Raw genomic sequence first — 17,798 nt, 5'->3', positions numbered from 1 at the left:
CACTAAACTCCTGTTTTAGAATTTTTATTTACTTTTTTGATAACCAATAAAAGGTATACGTTTTAAAAATATTTTCATGGCTTGCCAATAGATACCAAGAATAATTTTTAGGGTCATTACTGGAATATTTAGCCAAAGCTTCCATAGCGCTGTGCGGTTAAATGCAGCTTTAGTTAAATTCATCGTGACATCAAATATTTTGCTGTCTTGCTTTAACTCGTTATCAAACATTTTTTCAGTATTATCTTGATCATATAAATGATTCTCAATATGCACCATTAAGCTTGAACTATGCTCAGTTGGTGGCTTAATACGCCACTTATAGCACATATTTAAATCCATAAAAGGCGACACCTGAAAGTTCTTATTCGTTGAGTGCGGTATTGCCGCTTTATTTTTATCGCTATTAATCAATGGGACTAAATAATAGTGCCTTTCGTTCCATGGCGTATTACTTACTTCAACCAACACTTGTGTACAGTTGTTGCTAACGTCATAACAAAAATAAAAATTGGCTGGACTAAAATAAATACCTAAACACCTAACCTGAACTAGCATACTAATGCGACTTATATCCTCAAAACCCGATAATGACGCTACCTTATTCTTTATACGTTGTTTAAGTGTGTTTGGTTCACCTCTAAGGTAATCACTTTCTTTAAACCTCAATAAGTTGAACCAAGAAAAACCAAAAATTCCACCAGGCACTTTCTTTGCCTGCATTTCGTCAACATCTAACGCAAGCATATAAAGCTTATAACTAAAACTATGCGACTTTGGGGTATGGCGCCTATGCCTAATTTGTCCGCGATAAATGTGACTTAATGTTGAAAGATCAGTCATTAGCGTGATTTGAAGCTAAAGGCTGTAAAAAACAGTCAAAACGTTGAGCAACATCTACACCGCTTCTAACGCCATCTTCATGAAAGCCACTATACCAATATGCCCCAGCAAAATGTGTGTGTTGATGTCCGCATATTTCCAAGCGTTTTTGTTGAGCATTTATAGATTCTGTAGAAAAAACCGGATGATGATAAATAAACTCACGTAAAATTTTACTTTGCTCAATATCTTCTCGCTGATTCAAGGTGACACAAAAAGTATCATCTGAGCTTAAACCTTGTAAGATATTCATATTGTAAGTCACACTAGCAGGCTTAGCTCTATTACCATTTAACTGATAATTCCAACTTGCCCAAGCCTTTTTCCTTTTCGGCAATAAATTAATATCGGTATGCAAAACCACTGAGTTTTCACTGTATGGAATAGCGCCGAGAATTTTTTGCTCTTGCTCAGTTGCATCACCCAATAATGCTAATGCTTGATCTGAATGACAGGCTATAACGACTTCGTCAAACGTTTGCACATCACCATTGGTAAAATAGATCTGTACTGCATTATTTTCTCTCGTAATCTTTTTTATATCCGCATTTAGGTGGATATTATCTGCAAATGGCTCACACAGCGGTGCTAAATAACTTCTAGAACCACCAGGCACAACATACCACTGTGGGCGGTCAGCTATATTTAATAAGCCATGATTATGAAAAAACTTAACAAAAAAATGAAATTGAAACGCTTGCATTTGCCCCAGTGAACTAGACCAAATAGCCGCGCCCATAGGTAAAATATAATGCTCAGCAAAGTAATAACCAAAATTATTTTCTTCTAAAAAATCCCCTAATGTTAAGCTTTTATCATAATTTTTAGCATGATAACTTTGCTTACACAGCTTATTAAATCTCAGAATTTCTTTTACTAACAACCAAAATTTAGGGTTAAATATATTGCGACGTTGAGCAAACAATGTATTTAAGTTATGGCCGTTATATTCCATGCCCGAATCTGAGTTATGTACTGAAAAGCTCATTTCGGTTTCTTGTTTACCTATGCCTATTTCATTAAGAAGTGCTAAGTAGTTTGGATAAGTTTTATTATTAAAAACGATAAAGCCGGTATCAATAGCATAATGTTGTCCGGCCAACTCAACATCAACAGTTGCCGTATGGCCACCAATATTGGCAGACTTTTCAAAAACACTCACTTGATGCTTTTTCGACAGCAAATAGGCGGCGGTTAGACCTGAAACTCCTGAGCCAATAACGGCAATACGTTTCATCAGTTGTTATCCTTTACATTATTGTTATTTTTTAAAGCCATACTCTGCCAAACAAACGTTGGCAGCAATGCAATTAACTTCATAATTAAAGTTAAGCGTTTAGGGAATTGCAAATACGATTTACCTACTTCAACTCCTTGATAAATTCTTTTAGCGGCTTGTTCACTGGTGAGTAAAAATGGCATAGGAAAATCATTTTTATCTGTTAATGGTGTTTTTATAAATCCTGGGTGCACTAAAGTAACGGCTATGTTTTCTGCTTTTAAATCTAAACGTAAACTATTCGCTAAATAGTCAACTCCCGCTTTAGAAGCGCCATAAGCTTCAGCACGAGGAAAAGGTAATATAGTGGCACTAGAACTAATGAAAACCACTTTTCCACCCTGAGGAATTTTAGGCAAAAAATTCTCTAACAGGTGGCCTAAGCATTGTAAGTTGGTGGCAATAACGCTAGAAAAAAGTGCACCGTCAAATGCTTTGGCATCGTCAATATAACGACAATCGCCAGCATTTAACATTAAGATATCAATATGCTTTATCTCGCTAAGCTGACTTGCTGCCTGACAAATTTGCTCGGTATTTGTAACATCAAAAGCCAGTGGAATAATATTATGATGCAGGTTTGATAATTGTTTTAGCTTCTGCTCATTTCGACCACAGGCAATTACTTGATAATCATGAGCTAAATATTGCTGCAACAATGATTCGCCTATACCTGACGTTGCGCCTGTAATAAGCACTGTCTTTTGTCTGCTCATTACGATACTGCCTTATTTTTAAACCAACGAATAATGCGACCAAATAAAGGTAACTGTTCATAAAGCATCGCACCTAAATCTAGGTAATCTCGATGATAAATAACTTTGTCTTCAACACCTTTTAAATGAGAACTGCCTTGCACACTGACCACCTTACCTGAGTTTAAACGTGGATGTTGGTAGTTCATTTGCCAATAAATAGTGGCTTCTTCTCCATCTACCAATACGTGCTCAATATAAAAATTGCAATAATTAAGGTTTTGATAGAGTTGGTTAAAATAGTGATTAAATTGTTCAATACCCGACAACTGATGTAGTGGATCTATAAAAATAATATCGCGATGATAAACCTCGTTGAGTAACTGTAAGTTGTCGATTGATAATTGTTGATAAATATCCACAAACTTAACCAACCAGGCTAAACTTTGACCATGAGCAGATAACTCATTAACACGCATAGCTTTATTATTTGACATAAACACTCTTCATAGTTTCGACGAATCTACTTAAATTCAGTAGATAGTTTTTGGACGCTAAACAAGGCTAAAATGGGTTACCTGTTATACCTATTTAAATGACGATTATTACCGATAAAAATCAAGTGCCGCTAACCTTGCTTGTTTATGCTCAACTATTGCTGGCCAGTAAATTGATAACCTTTCTTTTGCAATATGTTTATGCGGAAAATGTATTTCTTTATCAGGCAATTGCGCCAGCTCTGGTATAAATTTACGTATAAACTCACCTTTTGGATCAAATCTTTCGCTTTGTCTGATCGGGTTAAAGACTCGAAAATAAGGTTGAGCATCACAGCCGGTACTTGCCGCCCATTGCCAACCGCCATTATTAGCAGCTAGGTCACCATCAATTAACTGCTGCATAAAGTATTTCTCTCCCCAGCGCCAATCAATTAATAAGTGCTTTGTTAGAAAACTCGCCACCACCATGCGCAATCGATTATGCATCCAGCCGGTTTGATTTAGCTGTCTCATTGCCGCATCAACCAAAGGGTAACCCGTTTTACCTTCGCACCATTGAGCAAATAAGGTTTTATTATTCGGCCATTTCACTGCGCTATACTTAGGATTGAAGCAGGCATGCTTAGATAAATCTTGTCGGTGGAAAATTAAATTTCGGTAAAATTCTCGCCAAATTAATTCATTTAACCAAGTAAATTCTTCACTGTCTGAAGCCACTAGAATATCGGGAAATCGTTGCAGAAAAAGCATAAGTAAATAACGAGGGCTAATGGCACCTATGGCTAAATAAGGAGATAAACCAGAGGTTGCTTTTATCGCAGGAAAGTCACGTTTATTAGCATAGTTTGCGACTTTATATTGATAAAAATCAGGAATAACCTGTTGCTCGACTTGTTCAGCTAACGGCCAAGAATCTGACGTGCCAACACAGTCTAATGGCGCTACAAGATTTTGCTTTTTTTCTTCAATCTGACTTGCTGAAAGTACCGAGCTAGGTTTACCTAAATAGGAAAAACCGTGTTGTTTAACATAACTTAGCCATGCACGTTTATAGGGTGTAAACACCTTATACATTTCATTAGTTTTATTGAGTACTTGTCCTTTTTTTACAATGACATCACTTTCAAACATGCGTAACGGAACGCCTTGGGCAATACACGCCGCGTCACGCTGTTGCTCATTAAATTCTATTTCTTGGTTAGCAATAACTTCAGTAATATTATGCTGTTGGCAATATTGCTTTAAGTAAGAAGTTTGCGCTGAAAAATCATCACAATGTACAACTTCTAAGGTAATATTTAATGATAACAACTGCTCTGCTAATGCATTAACATGACGCTTGATAAAATCAATTTTAATCGCTGACCAATCATGAGCTAGCCATTGTTTTTCACTGACAAAAAAAATGGCCTTAGCCATTTCCGAGCTTTGATGTTGCTGGAGGAAATAATCTAAGGCTGGATTATCGTGAATTCTAATATCGTTGCGAAACCAAAGTAACAAGGACATTCCTTAATAATTAATTGGGTTTAATAGCCGTATCTTAATTTTAACGACTCAGGATATGGGTTTAGGTAAGCTTGTTGAGCTAAGTAATCGTTAGGATGCCCCAATAAGTAATGATTTATCAGCGTTAAAGGCACCATTAAAGGCATTAATCCCTCACGATAAGCATCAATTTGTTGTGATAGTTCTTTGCGTTGATCTTTATTTAAGTATTTCGAGAAGTAACCTTGAATATGAGAAAGTGTATTCGCATGATTTTTCCGTGTTGCTACCCGTTTTAAAGCAGTCATTAGCCCCGCTATATATTGCTCAGCCATATCTTCTAGCGCAATATCTGCACTGGCCAATAAACGTCCTAGCTGCTTATACGCAACAAGATCATGACTCATTAGTGTGTATTTATATTGGGCATGAAAACTCGTAAGTTTATGCTTACTTACGCCAGACTCAACTACCGACAGCCAGTGACGATAAGTATAAACTCGAGCAACAAAGTTCTCTCTCAGAATAGGATCGTTTAAACGGCCATTTTCTTCACAAGGCAATAACGGGTTGGCTTTCATTATTTCTCGAGAGAAAACACCAATACCATGAGCTTGTAAAGGATCACCGCTGGGCGAATAAACTTTTACACGCTCCATACCACAGCTTGGACTTTTAGCACAAAAAACATAACCACTCAGGTTCTGTGAGAGTGATGCTATTTTTTTTCCGTAAGCTTTGATCGCCGCTGTAACATCTCCAGACCCGTCGGGCCGAGAAACCTTGATCATTTGTTCGTCTTTAATCAAGCGAATAGTGGGACGTGGTATAGGCATACCTACTGCAACTTCAGGGCAATAAGCTTTATAAGTTACATGCTGCCCTAATTCTTTATTACAAAAGTTAGACGGCTTGTTGCTGGCATCAAACCTTACCTTCTCACCGATTAAACAGGCACTTATGCCGACAATAACATCTTCTTTGCCAAATTCTTTATACATAGCAATCTCTATTAGTAAATAAAAGCACCAATAGGGTTTAGTAATTTATTAATCCCTTGGGTAAAGTGTAGTGCATCATTTGCCACTGTATAACAAAGACAACCATGCTCTGTAGCAGGTTGATGCTGGTGTCGCTTATCTAGCATGATAAAGTCACCTGCTACATATTCACCTTGTTCATCAGCAAAAGTACCCGCTAACAAAAGTGTTAACTCAAAGCCTTTGTGGGTGTGCTCAGGGATTGAACCACCAGGGCCGATATGCAATAAATTGGTATGAATCTCCCCTTCACCTAAATTGACTCGAGCGCGAGATAACTTCCCAATTTGAGCAGTTCTGCCTAACTCCATATTACGTAGCGCATTAGGAAGTGAGTACTGCATACCTTTAAAAGTTATTAATTTTTCTTTTGCTATAACTTTTGCTGGTGCGATGTCATCAGAAGCTGTAATTTCACTAATAATGTCATCGAAGCTCATTTGTGCGGCTTCAAGCGTATGAGCACTTTCTGATACTGGCGTTTTAATTAGTATGTCTTGCTCAAAGCTAGCTTCGGCAACTTGTTCTGTAAGCTGAGATATTTTTTGTTGGCAGATTGGACACATGTCAGCGTGTATTGCTATACCTGCAGCAAGCGAAGCAGGTAAATCACCATCCACAAAACTTTTTAACAAGGAAAATTTAGGGTGGTGTTTAATCATGATCTTCTCCTAATTTCAATTTCAGCTTACCAAGCGCAAGCCTTAGTCGAGATTTTATTGTGCCTAGTGGTAAATTCAAATGAACAGCAAGCTGCTCTTGTGACATTTCCAAAAAGTAAAAACCTTTCACCACTTGTTGTTGATTTTCAGGCAGCGTATCAATAATACCTTTTAAGTTACGGCTTTGAATATGGTCACTAAAAACGTCGTCTTCTGTATGTTCAGATTCAGCCAGTGGCCATATATCATCACTAAGTGTATCTTCTTTGTTGGCTTTCATTTTACGTAACAAATCAAAAGTAACATTACGCATAATGGTATAAACCCAAGTTGTTGCCGCGCCTTTGTTATCGTCAAATAGGTGTGCTTTTCTCCATACATTAGTCATGGTGTCTTGCACAACTTCTGAGGCGAGCGCTTCGCTGTTTAATTTACCTTGTGCAATACCTTTAATTTTGGGTGCGAAAAAGCTAAACACTTCAGTAAATGCTTGCTTGTCTCTATTGTCAGCTATCAATTTAAGCCATTGACAAAGTTGGGGATGATCGATTTTATTAGTCATATCACTAGATGTAGCATTTGCTTTATGACTTGGCAACTCTGAATGCAATAACTGCATAGTTCTTACCCGTTATTTTACTTATGACAATTAATACGCAGTGCAAACATCATGAGATCACTTTAATATTTAAATTAATTCATCGGCTAAAATTATGCGCTGTAAAAGTTGTTTGGCTTGGCTATATGAGTCTTGAGCGACGAAGATTTTTTTTTCAGATAACTTTAATGGAATAAGCTCTATCCATCGTGCAACTACCCAATCGCCACTTGTGAAGCATTGCTTTTGATATAAGTCATTTAGTTCATTGTTTTCACTAAAAAGTTTACTAAGTGAAGTGGATAAATCACTGGTAGTTTCATCTAAATTCACTTCAGACCAGTGCGCTATTGGGGCTACATCGCCATGGTGAAGCTTCATGCTATCTTGGCTAATACTTTGTATATCAACAAGGCACTTGCAATGAACATCAATGAGTAAAATACCATCGCCACTCTGTTCAAAATTAATTATCTCAACCCAACTCCCCACATGCGAGGCGTTAGATTTATCATCTTTATCATTACTTAAAATAACAAACCCTTGGTTTTTCATTGCTAACGAAACCATTTTTAAATAACGCGCTTCAAATATTCTCAGCCGTGTAATACCTTGCGGCAATATAAATATCGGCAACGGAAAAATAGGTAAGTTAATAGTAGGCATCGGCGTTAAGTAACTCAATTGTGTTAGTAGATGTTCTTTATACGTAGAGAAGCTAAAAAACGATCAAAAAAAAGCCTCATAATGAGGCAAGGGATTTACACAGCGGGAATAAATTTGTTTGTATATTAGTTATACACAATTTAGTTATACGTCATAAATTTAAAAAAGATCAAATAATTTATAACAAAGCTAATTTAAAGCGTTAATTACTTAATTCACAGCGCTTAACCGCTGCTTGCTTATCAAAGAACAAGGTTATTTCTGCAACGGTTACACCAAATTTTTTCATTTTTGTTCGATTAAAAACACGATGTTCATCAATTTTATACATCCAATCATCAAGTGAAAGTTCAATAACATCGTTATCTACTGGTACGTTCAAGTTGTACTGCCACTGAAAAGCAAGCCCCACTTGCTGACCCCTAGCTACACCAACCACATCTTCAGCACGCCCTTGATAAAAACCTTGCTCTAACTTTGTTAACTGCCAATTCCGATAACTAATTTCACCATCAGCAAAATAAAACACTTCTTTTAATATTCCTTCATTATTTTGCCATTGACCATCAAGCTCAACACAAAAACGACGCGTAACTTTATTACTATAGTCTTGCACCATCCCCCAAGCTATCGATTTTCCGGTAAAGTATTGTTTTATATCTAAGCTCTGCGATGTTGCTTTGTAGTCTGATAACTGTGCTGTACAACTTGATATCAAGAAAGTTAGGCCAATAATTATCGGCATACTTAGATATTTAATCACGCTTTATCTCCTAGTAGTTTTAATCGTAACTTAGGTTCACTGGTACCTTCGTCTATCCAAATACTGAGAAACGTTTTAGCAAACGTTGCACTGTCAATTTCACCAATGAATTTACTATTTAAATAGAATAACGTTTTATTCTCTTGAGTTAACATTGATAGCCTATCACCAGCATTTATGTCTAACCATATTCGCTCTAATAAAGGTAAAAATACCGCATATTCACTTTCTTTAAATGATAAATGTTGCCATTGCGATACGGTATTATCTAATAAGTCCTTTTTACTGATATCGCGCAAATATTCAATCTCGAATAACGATTGCTGGCAGGTATCATCAAACGGTCTTTGACCATCAGTGGTGAGTAAGGCGCTTTCATATATATCCCAAAACAACACTGAAAACTTGGCTTTACCTAATAAAATAAAAGGCTGTTCTGCCAAGTATGCTGATAGGTTATTTGGATTAATGAATGGCTGATCTAGCGCAGCGCAATTTATTTCAGTATTAATATTCTTTGCACCATTTACTAAATCATTACTTTTATTAGCAAAAGTTTGTAATGGCCACAATAAAATAATCACGAACATTGCTTTAAATGCTTTAGCATTAACCAACATTGCTTTTCTCCTCTAAAGTTAGCAGCCAACGACTTAACGAAAAAATAACTAACATTAACGGTGCCCATACACTGGCAAGTAAGAAATAAGTAACACCTAATGACGGTACGAAATAAACCACCGATAATTTGGCCCCTGCGATATAACTTAAGGGGGCAAAAATAGCCCCGACAAAAAGTTGTAATAGTTTAGCGTTTTCAAGAAACGCTAAACTATGTCGAATAGTCCCAGCGAAAACAAACCAGAGGGTGAGCAACCATAACGGGATCCATTCGGTATCAGGAAAAATAAAAACTCCAAAGTAAACTAAAGTAAGATCTAGCCCAATGCCTACTAAAGCGACCAATAAAATTAACAGAATTTCGTTTTTAGCCGCTTTAAAAAACCAAAGCTGACTTACAAACAAAGCTATGGCGACAGGAATGAAGTTATCGCCAATTAGAATCAAACCAAACCAAGCAATGTTGTATCCAATTAGGTTCAATAAAGTAGAAGGTTTTATTCTCGTCACTATATCAACTACCACTGATAATATTATATTGGCTTATACGTAACGAAATGAGTTTTAGATTAGTTTTTATGATCTAAGTGCGAAGGTTTGCCGTATATAAAGTATTAATGATCAAAATTTGATAAGAGCTTTCAATGCGTACAAAACATTACTTAGGCTATTTAGGCTTGATACCCTTTATACTAACAATCGCTTTTGCTGCATATATTGATGAGCTTTTAAACATACCTGCCGTAAAAGTATTTATATTTTATAGTGCAATTATATTGAGCTTTATCGCCGGCACTTTATGGCGCAAGCTTAATGACAAGACAAGTATTAAGCTACAAATTCTAAGTAATATATTTAGTTTACTGGCATTTCTTACTCTATTTTTGCCTAATTATATTGCTTTGGTTATTTTAGCGAAAGTTTATCTGTTGGCTTTACTTTGTGAGTACCATTTTGATCATAGCGATCCAAAAAATCATCCGTATTTAAATTTGCGAATGCATCTAACAGCTTTGGTCGTTGTATTACATATTATCGCTTTTGTCATTTGGTGTATTTAATGGCAGTAATGATGGAAACAATTTAAATTTACCGTCTATTGTCGCACCAGTTTATTTAAAGCTTATTGCCAACCAAAACGCCAAAATTTAGGGTCCTTTAAATCACGCCAATTAATTGCATATTCATTGCCACTAATAACTGCGGTAATTAAACATTCAATAACATTTTTATCTTCGTCAAACTCTACTTTAGTGATAACAAAATGCTTTTCTTTGTTTTCGACATGCCGTTTAGACCATTTACTATTGATTAATACTTTCGGGTTAACTCTGTTCATGCTGCTGACACTAATAATTTATTTATTTTAGCCAAGAACAAATCCATGGTTTCTTGTTCTGTAAAGTCAAAGGTATATCGGCCATGAAACAAAAGCGTTAAGGTTAAATCTTTATAGCCTAAGAAGCAGGTATAGCCGTCAAAGTCATGCCAAGCTTTAATACCTTCAAATTCATAGTTACCTGCTATTTTATTTCCTTGAGTCGTTACTATATTAAATACCTGTAGTAAGTCGCTCAAAGCAACGTTATTGTTTTTCATTAGTATATTATCCTTATAGTAACCCTACATAACGTAGATAAAGGTTGTGTATTCGCCGGTTGCATCATAAGCCAGCCTTATTTAAAGGTGACAAAAATATTATGACACTAAAGTTAGCTACTGTGTTGGCCACTTTACCTTCATTTTGATAAATAGCGACTAAGCCCTAAACTATTTTTATTTCAATCAATAGCATAACGAGTACCTTATAATTATTAAACATATACGGCTCAATGAATAATAAAGTTCAATACTGATAACTTAATATAGTGAATGTTGAGTAGTAGCACTCAGTATAGAAGGTAGGTGCTTTCTAATAGAGAAGGTCATGATATAAACCACAAGCTTATTATTAACTAACCTGAACGCTGTTATTTATATGGATTAGAAAAAATTACTTAGGCGCTCAACCATTAAAGTAAGCATCCTAAGTAATTTATCGTGAGTTTTTATTTGGCTACTTACTGATAAGCACCTTGAGAATACGTTAACTCATAACTGTGACTATAGATTTCAAGAATATTACCAAAAGGGTCTTCCATATAAATCATACGATAAGGCTTCTCTCCTGGGTAATAGTAACGAGGCTCTGCCATACGTTTTTTACCGCCCGCGGCAACAATTTTCTCTACTAATTCTTCAAGGTTTGGGTCCTGCACACAAAAGTGAAACACACCTGTTTTCCAGTACTCAAAGTTATTCTCTGGATTTTGTTGATTTTTAAACTCAAATAACTCAACACCAATGCGATCACCTGTCGACATATGCGCAATTTTAAATTTATCCCAATTGGCACCAAAAACATCAGTGCACATAACACCTATAGCACTGTCGTCTTCAATAACTTCGGTAGGCTCCATAATTAAATACCAACCTAAAACTTCAGTGTAAAACTTAACCGCCTTTTCTACGCTTGGTACTGAAATACCTATGTGTGAAAAGGTTCTTGGATATACTTTATTCATGCGAATTGCCTCTTTAATTTGATAGACAAAGTATAGAGAACAATATAAATTACTAAAAATTATCATTAATAATAATTATGATTACATTTCGTTATGATAAATCTGATTTGGTTAAAAACATTTTGTACCTTGGTTGAAGTGGGTCACTTCACTAAAACGGCTGAATTACTTTATATGACGCAATCTGGCGTAAGCCAACAAGTAAAGAAATTAGAGCAGCAATTGGGTACAGCGTTATTAATTCGTGAAGGTAAGTCTTTTTCTCTCACCGATGCCGGCATTAAATTAAACCAACAAGGCCAAAATTTATTACAACGCTCAGCCGAGCTTGAAAAGGCAATAAAATATGATGACCAATATACAGGAACAGTAAGTATTGCTTCACCTGGCAGCATTGGCTTAACGTTATACCCTTACATGCTCGATATTCAGCAACAACACGCTACATTATCTATAGACTATAAATTTGCGCCAAATAAAAATATAGCGCAGGACTTAGTTGAACGTAAAATTGATATTGGCTTGGTTACTGAGCTGAGTAAAGCGGAGAATATTGTTAGCCAAAAAGTAACTGATGAACCTTTAGTATTAGTTACGTCACATGATATTAGTCGTATAAGTTGGGAAAAACTGACTAAAATTGGTTTTATAAACCACCCTGACGGTCAACATCATGCTCAGCTTTTGCTGAGTAAAAACTTCCCTCAATTTGAACATATTAGTCAACTCTCACATCGGGGTTTTTCTAATCAAATTAGCTTGATCTTAGAGCCCGTTAGCCGAGGTATTGGCTTTACAGTATTACCTTTAAATGCGGTAAATGCTTTTGGTAACCCTCAAGCACTAAAGGTGCACGCATTAGAAAACTCAGTAAATGAAACCTTATATTTATGTCAAAACCGACATACATTAGAAAATAATCGCAGCAAGTTTATTAAAAGTAAGATCATCAATTTTATTATTTGAATGCAAAATTTAAATAAAAGTACTTTCAATGCAGTCACTGAAGTAGTTTTTATAAACTACTGGCGAAACATCAGCCAACAGCGCTCACTCTTCTACAAAAAATTAGTTGCACCAAAATAGAGCAACTAGCTTCATTGGTGCAGTTTAACGAGTACCACCCTTTCCTTAAAAAACAAAAAATTAAAAAATACTTCTTAGTTTACAGCGTATTACCTGCAAACGTTATTAACTAGATATACTGGCATAAGAGTTGAAAGTATTAAGATATAAATAATGAGCCACAGTGAAAATTATGCTTTCTACTTTTATTAAACAACATAAATTACCTGAAAAATTTAGACTAACTGCGAAAGATTATTACCAACCTCTAGCAGAACGAATTTTCAACCAATTTAGCAAAAGTAGTCATGCCTACTTTGTCGGCATTAATGGCTGTCAAGGTAGCGGAAAGTCAACCCTCACCGATTATATCGCAGAATATTTAACAAAAACCCACAACTTGAATATCGCGGTAATGTCGCTAGACGACTTTTATTATACTGGCGAAAAACGTCAAGCTTTAGCGCGAGACATTCATCCATTGCTCGCTACACGAGGCGTTCCCGGCACCCATGACATGGCTATGCTAGAAAGTACGCTAGTAAAATTAAAGGCGCAAGAAGTTGGCTTTACTATTCCCAGATTTAATAAAGCTACTGATGAACCGTATCCTCAGGAACAATGGCAAGTTATTGAAAAACCGATAGACATTATATTGTTGGAAGGCTGGTGTTGGGGTGTAAAGCCGCAAACAGCAGAACAACTCAGTTCACCGGTTAATGAACTAGAACTTAAACACGACAGCAACGGAGACTGGCGTAATTATGTTAACCAACAACTACAACAACACTACCAACCTCTATATAAAACAATGGATTTTTGGCTAGCACTGCAAGCGCCTTCATTTGACTGTGTCTACAAATGGCGTTTAGAGCAAGAAGAAAAATTAAAGGCTAAAAATCAGGGCTTGTCTAACTCTAAAATAATGAAGTCAGCTGGTATTTTAAATTTCACACAATATTTTCAAAGGCTTAGTGTACAAGCCTGCAATACGATCTCTCAATCTGCTGATGCAATATTTTATTTAGATTACGCTAGAAACATTTCAGATATTCCAGTGACGGACGATGCATGAATAGTAAAAAACCAATTATATTCAGCGATTTAGATGGCACTCTGCTTGACCACTATAGTTATAAATCAACTGCAGCTGATGCAACACTTCAACAACTGCAGCAAGCAAAAATACCGGTGATATTAAATACCAGTAAAACATTGGCTGAGCTTGAAGTTATAAAAACAGAACTAAAGCTTGATACACCTTTTATTATCGAAAATGGCGCTGCGGTATATATCCCCAAAAACACCTTCGATATCCAACCTAAAGATACTGAAAGTATAGGTGATTATTGGGTAAAGTCATTCTGTTTACCTAGCAAACATTGGTTAGATTTACTCACTGAACATAGCCACGACTTTAAGCAGTATTACCGTGGGTTTTCATCGCTGTCGGCGGAAGAATTGGGCCAAATAACCGGGCTAGATTTAGCGCAAGCTGCACGAGCAAAACAGCGTCAGTATGGTGAACCTATTCAATGGTTAGGCGACAAAGAAACTAAAAAAGCCTTTATCTCACATTTAGTGGAATTAGGTGCAAATGTAGTACATGGCGGCAGATTTATTCATGTGGGAGGTTTCTGTGACAAAGGTCAAGCGCTGATTTGGTTAACCGAGCAATATCGAGAGCATTATAACAATTTTTCAGTATACACCCTAGCTTTAGGTGACGGTGAAAATGACACCCCCATGTTAGATGCTGCAGATATTGCCGTGCAAATTCGCTCCCCAGTGCATGACTTCCCTGCATTGTATCGTAAGTATCAAACTAGCCAGACAAAGCTATATGGTCCAGAAGGCTGGGCAGAATCGATACAACACCTGCTCGCTGAGCAAATAAATGCAATACCTGAGAAAGCACAATAATGCAGCACATAACTGCTAAATCAAATTCACACGCAATTAAATCAAAGGAATAACATGGCTGACTTTTATCAAAATGGAACCGTAACCACGTTACATAACCTAGCTCAGCGCGATCCAGAAAATATGGCAGCTGAGTTATTAGAATTCTCAAAAACGCGCTCTTTAGGGCTTATTCTACCGTCTTTATTTTCTGAATTAGAAGGAAAAGCCTTACCAGATATTATAGGTAAAATAAAAGACGTAAAATACTTATCTGAAATAGTTATAGGCTTAGATCGTGCCGACTTAGCCCAATATAAACATGCTCTATCGTTTTTTGGACAATTACCTCAGCATCACAGAGTATTGTGGAACGACGGACCAAGACTACAGGCAATTGATAAAAAATTGCAAAAATTGGGTTTAGCACCAAAAGAACTCGGTAAAGGTCGTAATGTTTGGTATTGCATGGGCTATATTCTAGCTTCTGGTAAAACGGAATCAATTGCGCTGCATGACTGCGATATTTTAACTTATGAAAAAGAGCTGCTCGATCGACTACTTTACCCAGTCGCAAATCCGTTATTTAATTATGAATTTTCGAAAGGATTTTATGCCCGAGTAGCCGGAGGAAAGATTAATGGTCGAGTTTCACGATTACTCGTGACGCCACTGATAAAAGCCTTAAAGAAAACCGTTGGTCATTGTGACTATCTCGAATATATGGACAGTTTTTTATACCCATTAGCGGGCGAGTTTTCATTCCGCCGAGATGTACTCAGTGATATTCGCATCCCAAGTGACTGGGGATTAGAGATAGGCGTGTTGTCTGAAATGTATCGTAACTATTCTCCAAATCGCTTATGCCAAGTAGATATAGCCGCAACATATGATCATAAGCATCAGGACTTATCTTTAGATAATACCGCAGGAGGCTTATCTAAAATGTCTATTGATATCAGTAAAGCTTTTATTCGTAAGCTTGCTACACAAGGCGAAACTTTTAGTGCTGAAAAATTCAGAACGTTAAAAGCAACCTATTACCGTATCGCTCTCGATTATGTTGAAACCTATCGCAACGATGCAATGATGAACGGCCTTGAACTTGATATTCACAACGAAGAAAAAGCGGTAGAAATGTTTGCTGAAAATATTTTAACTGCAGGTAATACTTTTTTAGAAAACCCAATGGAAACACCTTTCATACCTTCTTGGAACCGAGTTGTAAGTGCAATTCCTGATATATTATCGCAACTAAAAACCGCTGTAGAATTAGATAACCAAGAGTTTAATCAATCATAAGGAGGCCGAATATGACTATGCTAGCGCAGAGCGAACCGTTAAAACACAAATTAACCCAACAGCTTTCGACGATTTATCAAGGGATAACCCTAAAGCAGTCTATTGATGATATTGCAGATGCGCTCATAGACATAATGCGGTTAACCTCCGATACCGAAGCCCCAACGCCTTTTACCAACCATTGGTCAGAGACCGACATAATATTAATCACTTATGGTGACAGTATTATAAAAACAGACCAAGCACCTCTAAAAACATTGAAAAACTTTTTAGACAGTCATGTAAAAGACACAATTAATAGTGTGCATATTCTGCCATTTTTTCCTTATAGTTCAGATGACGGCTTTTCGGTTATTGATTACTCTTCTGTTAATGAATCTTTAGGCTCTTGGCAAGAAATCACCAAGATAAGTCAAGATTATCAATTAATGTCAGACTTAGTTATTAATCATTGCTCAAGCCGCAGTGCCTGGTTCGATAACTTTATAAAAGGTGAAGGACCAGGGCATGACTTTTTCTTTACTGCACAATTAGATGACGACTTATCTAATGTCGTTCGACCCCGAACATCCCCCTTACTAAAAGAGGTAATGACCGGCCAAGGACAAAAATTTGTTTGGTGTACATTTAGCCATGACCAAGTTGACTTTGACTTTCGAAACCCTGAGGTATTAAAAGCCTTTACCTCAATCATTCGACAATATCTTGATAATGGAGTTAAAATATTTAGGTTTGACGCGATTGCTTTTCTTTGGAAAATTGTCGGCCGTGATTGTATCAACTTACCTCAAACTCACGAGATGGTTAGACTATTACGCACGTTAATTGAGTCTGCCGACTCGCAAGCCATAATTATTACTGAAACCAATATCCCTAACACTCAAAACCTGACCTATTTTGGTAACGCTAATGAAGCCCATGGCATATATAATTTTTCGCTGCCTCCTTTATTAATCAACACTTTACTTACCGGTAATTGCACCCATTTAAAGCGTTGGCTGATGAGTATGCCGCCTTCACAAAACGGCACCATGTATTTCAATTTTATTGCTTCACACGACGGCATAGGTTTACGCCCTGCAGAAGGTTTGTTAAATGACACTGAGCTAGATAATTTAGTGCAAACTATCGAAAGTTTTGGCGGTAAAATATCGTGGCGAACATCAGACCAAGGCGAACAAAAACCGTATGAAATGAACATAGCCCTTTATGATGCCCTACAAGGCACGGTAAAAGGCAAAGACGAGTGGAATTTTGAACGTTTTATTTGTGCTCATGCCATTATGTTTGCACTTGAAGGTGTACCTGGGATTTATATTCATAGCATGTTAGGTACGCAAAACGATTATAATAAGCTTGCCAACACCCACAATAATCGCTCAATAAATCGACATCGTTGGGATGAAAGTGAACTAGAATCCGCTTTAGCAAATACTAACTTGCATCATGGTAAAGTACTTTCCACTTTAAAGTCTTTGTTAAACACACGCATTAAACAACCAGCTTTTCACCCTAATGCAACCCAATTTACCTTGCACTTAGGTGTAAAACTATTTGGCTTTTGGCGACAAAGTCAAAATAGAAAACAGAGCGTGTTTTGTGTGACAAATATTTCGGACAAACCTGCTGCACTACCATTAAGTGAACTCAATTTAATTATTACAGAGGCATGGGTAGAATTAATCAGCGGCGAAGAAATAACCGCTTTAACTCAAGAAGTTATGTTAGCGCCATATCAAACAGTCTGGATCTCTAACCAAAGAGCTTAACC

At 36.7% G+C, this 17,798-nt stretch carries 21 protein-coding genes; 6 read left to right on the top strand and 15 right to left on the bottom strand.

The annotated features are described in order from the left end of the window. Positions 1-24: 24 nt before the first annotated feature. The 12 genes from B6A32_RS16785 to B6A32_RS16730 form a co-directional block, all read right to left on the bottom strand. A complete protein-coding gene (locus B6A32_RS16785; RefSeq protein ID WP_085306072.1) occupies positions 25-843 on the bottom strand; it encodes a DUF1365 domain-containing protein in 819 nt (272 codons plus the stop codon). Further along, complete coding sequence (locus B6A32_RS16780) at positions 836-2,119, bottom strand: NAD(P)/FAD-dependent oxidoreductase (RefSeq protein ID WP_085306071.1); 1,284 nt, start codon at positions 2,117-2,119, stop codon at positions 836-838. The genes B6A32_RS16785 and B6A32_RS16780 overlap by 8 nt, the downstream gene beginning before the upstream one ends. Further along, the gene (locus tag B6A32_RS16775; RefSeq protein WP_085306070.1) at positions 2,119-2,877 is read right to left on the bottom strand and encodes an SDR family NAD(P)-dependent oxidoreductase; all 759 of its coding nucleotides are present in this window, start codon (positions 2,875-2,877) and stop codon (positions 2,119-2,121) included. The genes B6A32_RS16780 and B6A32_RS16775 overlap by 1 nt, the downstream gene beginning before the upstream one ends. Next, complete coding sequence (locus B6A32_RS16770) at positions 2,877-3,353, bottom strand: nuclear transport factor 2 family protein (RefSeq protein WP_085306069.1); 477 nt, start codon at positions 3,351-3,353, stop codon at positions 2,877-2,879. The genes B6A32_RS16775 and B6A32_RS16770 overlap by 1 nt, the downstream gene beginning before the upstream one ends. Positions 3,354-3,461: 108 nt before the next feature. Further along, positions 3,462-4,865, bottom strand: a complete 1,404-nt coding sequence (gene phrB, locus B6A32_RS16765; protein ID WP_085306068.1) for a deoxyribodipyrimidine photo-lyase — start codon at positions 4,863-4,865, stop codon at positions 3,462-3,464. Between the two features lie 20 nt (positions 4,866-4,885). Further along, positions 4,886-5,845, bottom strand: a complete 960-nt coding sequence (locus B6A32_RS16760; protein ID WP_085306067.1) for a YbgA family protein — start codon at positions 5,843-5,845, stop codon at positions 4,886-4,888. A gap of 11 nt (positions 5,846-5,856) precedes the next feature. Then, positions 5,857-6,546, bottom strand: a complete 690-nt coding sequence (locus B6A32_RS16755) for a ChrR family anti-sigma-E factor (RefSeq protein ID WP_085306066.1) — start codon at positions 6,544-6,546, stop codon at positions 5,857-5,859. Further along, positions 6,539-7,165, bottom strand: coding sequence for a sigma-70 family RNA polymerase sigma factor (locus B6A32_RS16750; RefSeq protein ID WP_085306065.1), 627 nt, complete (start codon positions 7,163-7,165; stop codon positions 6,539-6,541). Before B6A32_RS16750 ends, B6A32_RS16755 begins: the two co-directional genes overlap by 8 nt. 69 nt (positions 7,166-7,234) lie before the next feature. Continuing rightward, a complete protein-coding gene (locus B6A32_RS16745; protein ID WP_085306064.1) occupies positions 7,235-7,810 on the bottom strand; it encodes an LON peptidase substrate-binding domain-containing protein in 576 nt (191 codons plus the stop codon). 202 nt (positions 7,811-8,012) lie between these two features. Then, positions 8,013-8,573, bottom strand: a complete 561-nt coding sequence (locus tag B6A32_RS16740; RefSeq protein ID WP_233131457.1) for a DUF3833 domain-containing protein — start codon at positions 8,571-8,573, stop codon at positions 8,013-8,015. After that, positions 8,570-9,193, bottom strand: a complete 624-nt coding sequence (locus B6A32_RS16735; RefSeq protein ID WP_085306063.1) for a chalcone isomerase family protein — start codon at positions 9,191-9,193, stop codon at positions 8,570-8,572. Before B6A32_RS16735 ends, B6A32_RS16740 begins: the two co-directional genes overlap by 4 nt. Continuing rightward, positions 9,183-9,704, bottom strand: a complete 522-nt coding sequence (locus tag B6A32_RS16730; RefSeq protein WP_158088510.1) for a DUF2878 domain-containing protein — start codon at positions 9,702-9,704, stop codon at positions 9,183-9,185. Before B6A32_RS16730 ends, B6A32_RS16735 begins: the two co-directional genes overlap by 11 nt. A gap of 134 nt (positions 9,705-9,838) precedes the next feature. Between B6A32_RS16730 and B6A32_RS16725 the strand changes: the two genes are divergently transcribed. After that, a complete protein-coding gene (locus B6A32_RS16725) occupies positions 9,839-10,255 on the top strand; it encodes a DUF3429 domain-containing protein (RefSeq protein WP_085306061.1) in 417 nt (138 codons plus the stop codon). A gap of 62 nt (positions 10,256-10,317) precedes the next feature. On the opposite strand, the gene B6A32_RS16720 is transcribed toward B6A32_RS16725, so the two are convergent. The 3 genes from B6A32_RS16720 to B6A32_RS16710 all read right to left on the bottom strand — a co-directional run bounded on the left by B6A32_RS16720 (position 10,318) and on the right by B6A32_RS16710 (position 11,758). After that, positions 10,318-10,533 carry a TIGR02450 family Trp-rich protein gene (locus B6A32_RS16720; protein WP_085306060.1) on the bottom strand — a complete coding sequence of 72 codons (216 nt, stop codon included), beginning with the start codon at positions 10,531-10,533 and terminating at the stop codon, positions 10,318-10,320. After that, a complete protein-coding gene (locus tag B6A32_RS16715; protein ID WP_085306059.1) occupies positions 10,530-10,793 on the bottom strand; it encodes a DUF3081 family protein in 264 nt (87 codons plus the stop codon). Before B6A32_RS16715 ends, B6A32_RS16720 begins: the two co-directional genes overlap by 4 nt. Before the next feature lie 461 nt (positions 10,794-11,254). Then, complete coding sequence (locus tag B6A32_RS16710) at positions 11,255-11,758, bottom strand: lactoylglutathione lyase family protein (protein WP_085306058.1); 504 nt, start codon at positions 11,756-11,758, stop codon at positions 11,255-11,257. 93 nt (positions 11,759-11,851) lie between these two features. Here B6A32_RS16710 and B6A32_RS16705 point away from each other — a divergent pair, with 93 nt between their 5' ends. The 5 genes from B6A32_RS16705 (at position 11,852) to B6A32_RS16685 (ending at position 17,796) form a co-directional block, all read left to right on the top strand. Then, on the top strand, positions 11,852-12,724 hold the full coding sequence (locus B6A32_RS16705; RefSeq protein ID WP_085306057.1) for a LysR family transcriptional regulator: 873 nt from the start codon (positions 11,852-11,854) through the stop codon (positions 12,722-12,724). A gap of 292 nt (positions 12,725-13,016) precedes the next feature. After that, positions 13,017-13,898, top strand: coding sequence for a kinase (locus tag B6A32_RS16700; RefSeq protein WP_085306093.1), 882 nt, complete (start codon positions 13,017-13,019; stop codon positions 13,896-13,898). Next, entirely contained in the window at positions 13,895-14,746 is an 852-nt protein-coding gene (locus tag B6A32_RS16695; protein ID WP_085306056.1) for an HAD-IIB family hydrolase, read from the top strand. Before B6A32_RS16700 ends, B6A32_RS16695 begins: the two co-directional genes overlap by 4 nt. A 54-nt stretch (positions 14,747-14,800) precedes the next feature. Further along, positions 14,801-16,027, top strand: coding sequence for a glycosyltransferase family protein (locus B6A32_RS16690; protein WP_085306055.1), 1,227 nt, complete (start codon positions 14,801-14,803; stop codon positions 16,025-16,027). Between the two features lie 17 nt (positions 16,028-16,044). Continuing rightward, positions 16,045-17,796, top strand: a complete 1,752-nt coding sequence (locus tag B6A32_RS16685; protein ID WP_085306092.1) for a sugar phosphorylase — start codon at positions 16,045-16,047, stop codon at positions 17,794-17,796. Positions 17,797-17,798: the final 2 nt, after the last annotated feature.

Source organism: Colwellia polaris (assembly GCF_002104515.1).
Classification (GTDB): domain Bacteria; phylum Pseudomonadota; class Gammaproteobacteria; order Enterobacterales; family Alteromonadaceae; genus Cognaticolwellia; species Cognaticolwellia polaris.
Note: the sequence above shows the minus strand (reverse complement) of the source record. Positions and strands in the feature narration are given on the sequence as shown.

Coding starts and splice junctions, on each gene's coding strand:
- B6A32_RS16785 (WP_085306072.1), bottom strand. CDS start 843: ATGACTGATCTTTCAACATTAAGTCACATTTATCGCGGACAAATTAGG.
- B6A32_RS16780 (WP_085306071.1), bottom strand. CDS start 2,119: ATGAAACGTATTGCCGTTATTGGCTCAGGAGTTTCAGGTCTAACCGCC.
- B6A32_RS16775 (WP_085306070.1), bottom strand. CDS start 2,877: ATGAGCAGACAAAAGACAGTGCTTATTACAGGCGCAACGTCAGGTATA.
- B6A32_RS16770 (WP_085306069.1), bottom strand. CDS start 3,353: ATGTCAAATAATAAAGCTATGCGTGTTAATGAGTTATCTGCTCATGGT.
- phrB (WP_085306068.1), bottom strand. CDS start 4,865: ATGTCCTTGTTACTTTGGTTTCGCAACGATATTAGAATTCACGATAAT.
- B6A32_RS16760 (WP_085306067.1), bottom strand. CDS start 5,845: ATGTATAAAGAATTTGGCAAAGAAGATGTTATTGTCGGCATAAGTGCC.
- B6A32_RS16755 (WP_085306066.1), bottom strand. CDS start 6,546: ATGATTAAACACCACCCTAAATTTTCCTTGTTAAAAAGTTTTGTGGAT.
- B6A32_RS16750 (WP_085306065.1), bottom strand. CDS start 7,165: ATGCAGTTATTGCATTCAGAGTTGCCAAGTCATAAAGCAAATGCTACA.
- B6A32_RS16745 (WP_085306064.1), bottom strand. CDS start 7,810: ATGCCTACTATTAACTTACCTATTTTTCCGTTGCCGATATTTATATTG.
- B6A32_RS16735 (WP_085306063.1), bottom strand. CDS start 9,193: ATGTTGGTTAATGCTAAAGCATTTAAAGCAATGTTCGTGATTATTTTA.
- B6A32_RS16725 (WP_085306061.1), top strand. CDS start 9,839: ATGCGTACAAAACATTACTTAGGCTATTTAGGCTTGATACCCTTTATA.
- B6A32_RS16720 (WP_085306060.1), bottom strand. CDS start 10,533: ATGAACAGAGTTAACCCGAAAGTATTAATCAATAGTAAATGGTCTAAA.
- B6A32_RS16715 (WP_085306059.1), bottom strand. CDS start 10,793: ATGAAAAACAATAACGTTGCTTTGAGCGACTTACTACAGGTATTTAAT.
- B6A32_RS16710 (WP_085306058.1), bottom strand. CDS start 11,758: ATGAATAAAGTATATCCAAGAACCTTTTCACACATAGGTATTTCAGTA.
- B6A32_RS16705 (WP_085306057.1), top strand. CDS start 11,852: ATGATAAATCTGATTTGGTTAAAAACATTTTGTACCTTGGTTGAAGTG.
- B6A32_RS16700 (WP_085306093.1), top strand. CDS start 13,017: ATGCTTTCTACTTTTATTAAACAACATAAATTACCTGAAAAATTTAGA.
- B6A32_RS16695 (WP_085306056.1), top strand. CDS start 13,895: ATGAATAGTAAAAAACCAATTATATTCAGCGATTTAGATGGCACTCTG.
- B6A32_RS16690 (WP_085306055.1), top strand. CDS start 14,801: ATGGCTGACTTTTATCAAAATGGAACCGTAACCACGTTACATAACCTA.
- B6A32_RS16685 (WP_085306092.1), top strand. CDS start 16,045: ATGCTAGCGCAGAGCGAACCGTTAAAACACAAATTAACCCAACAGCTT.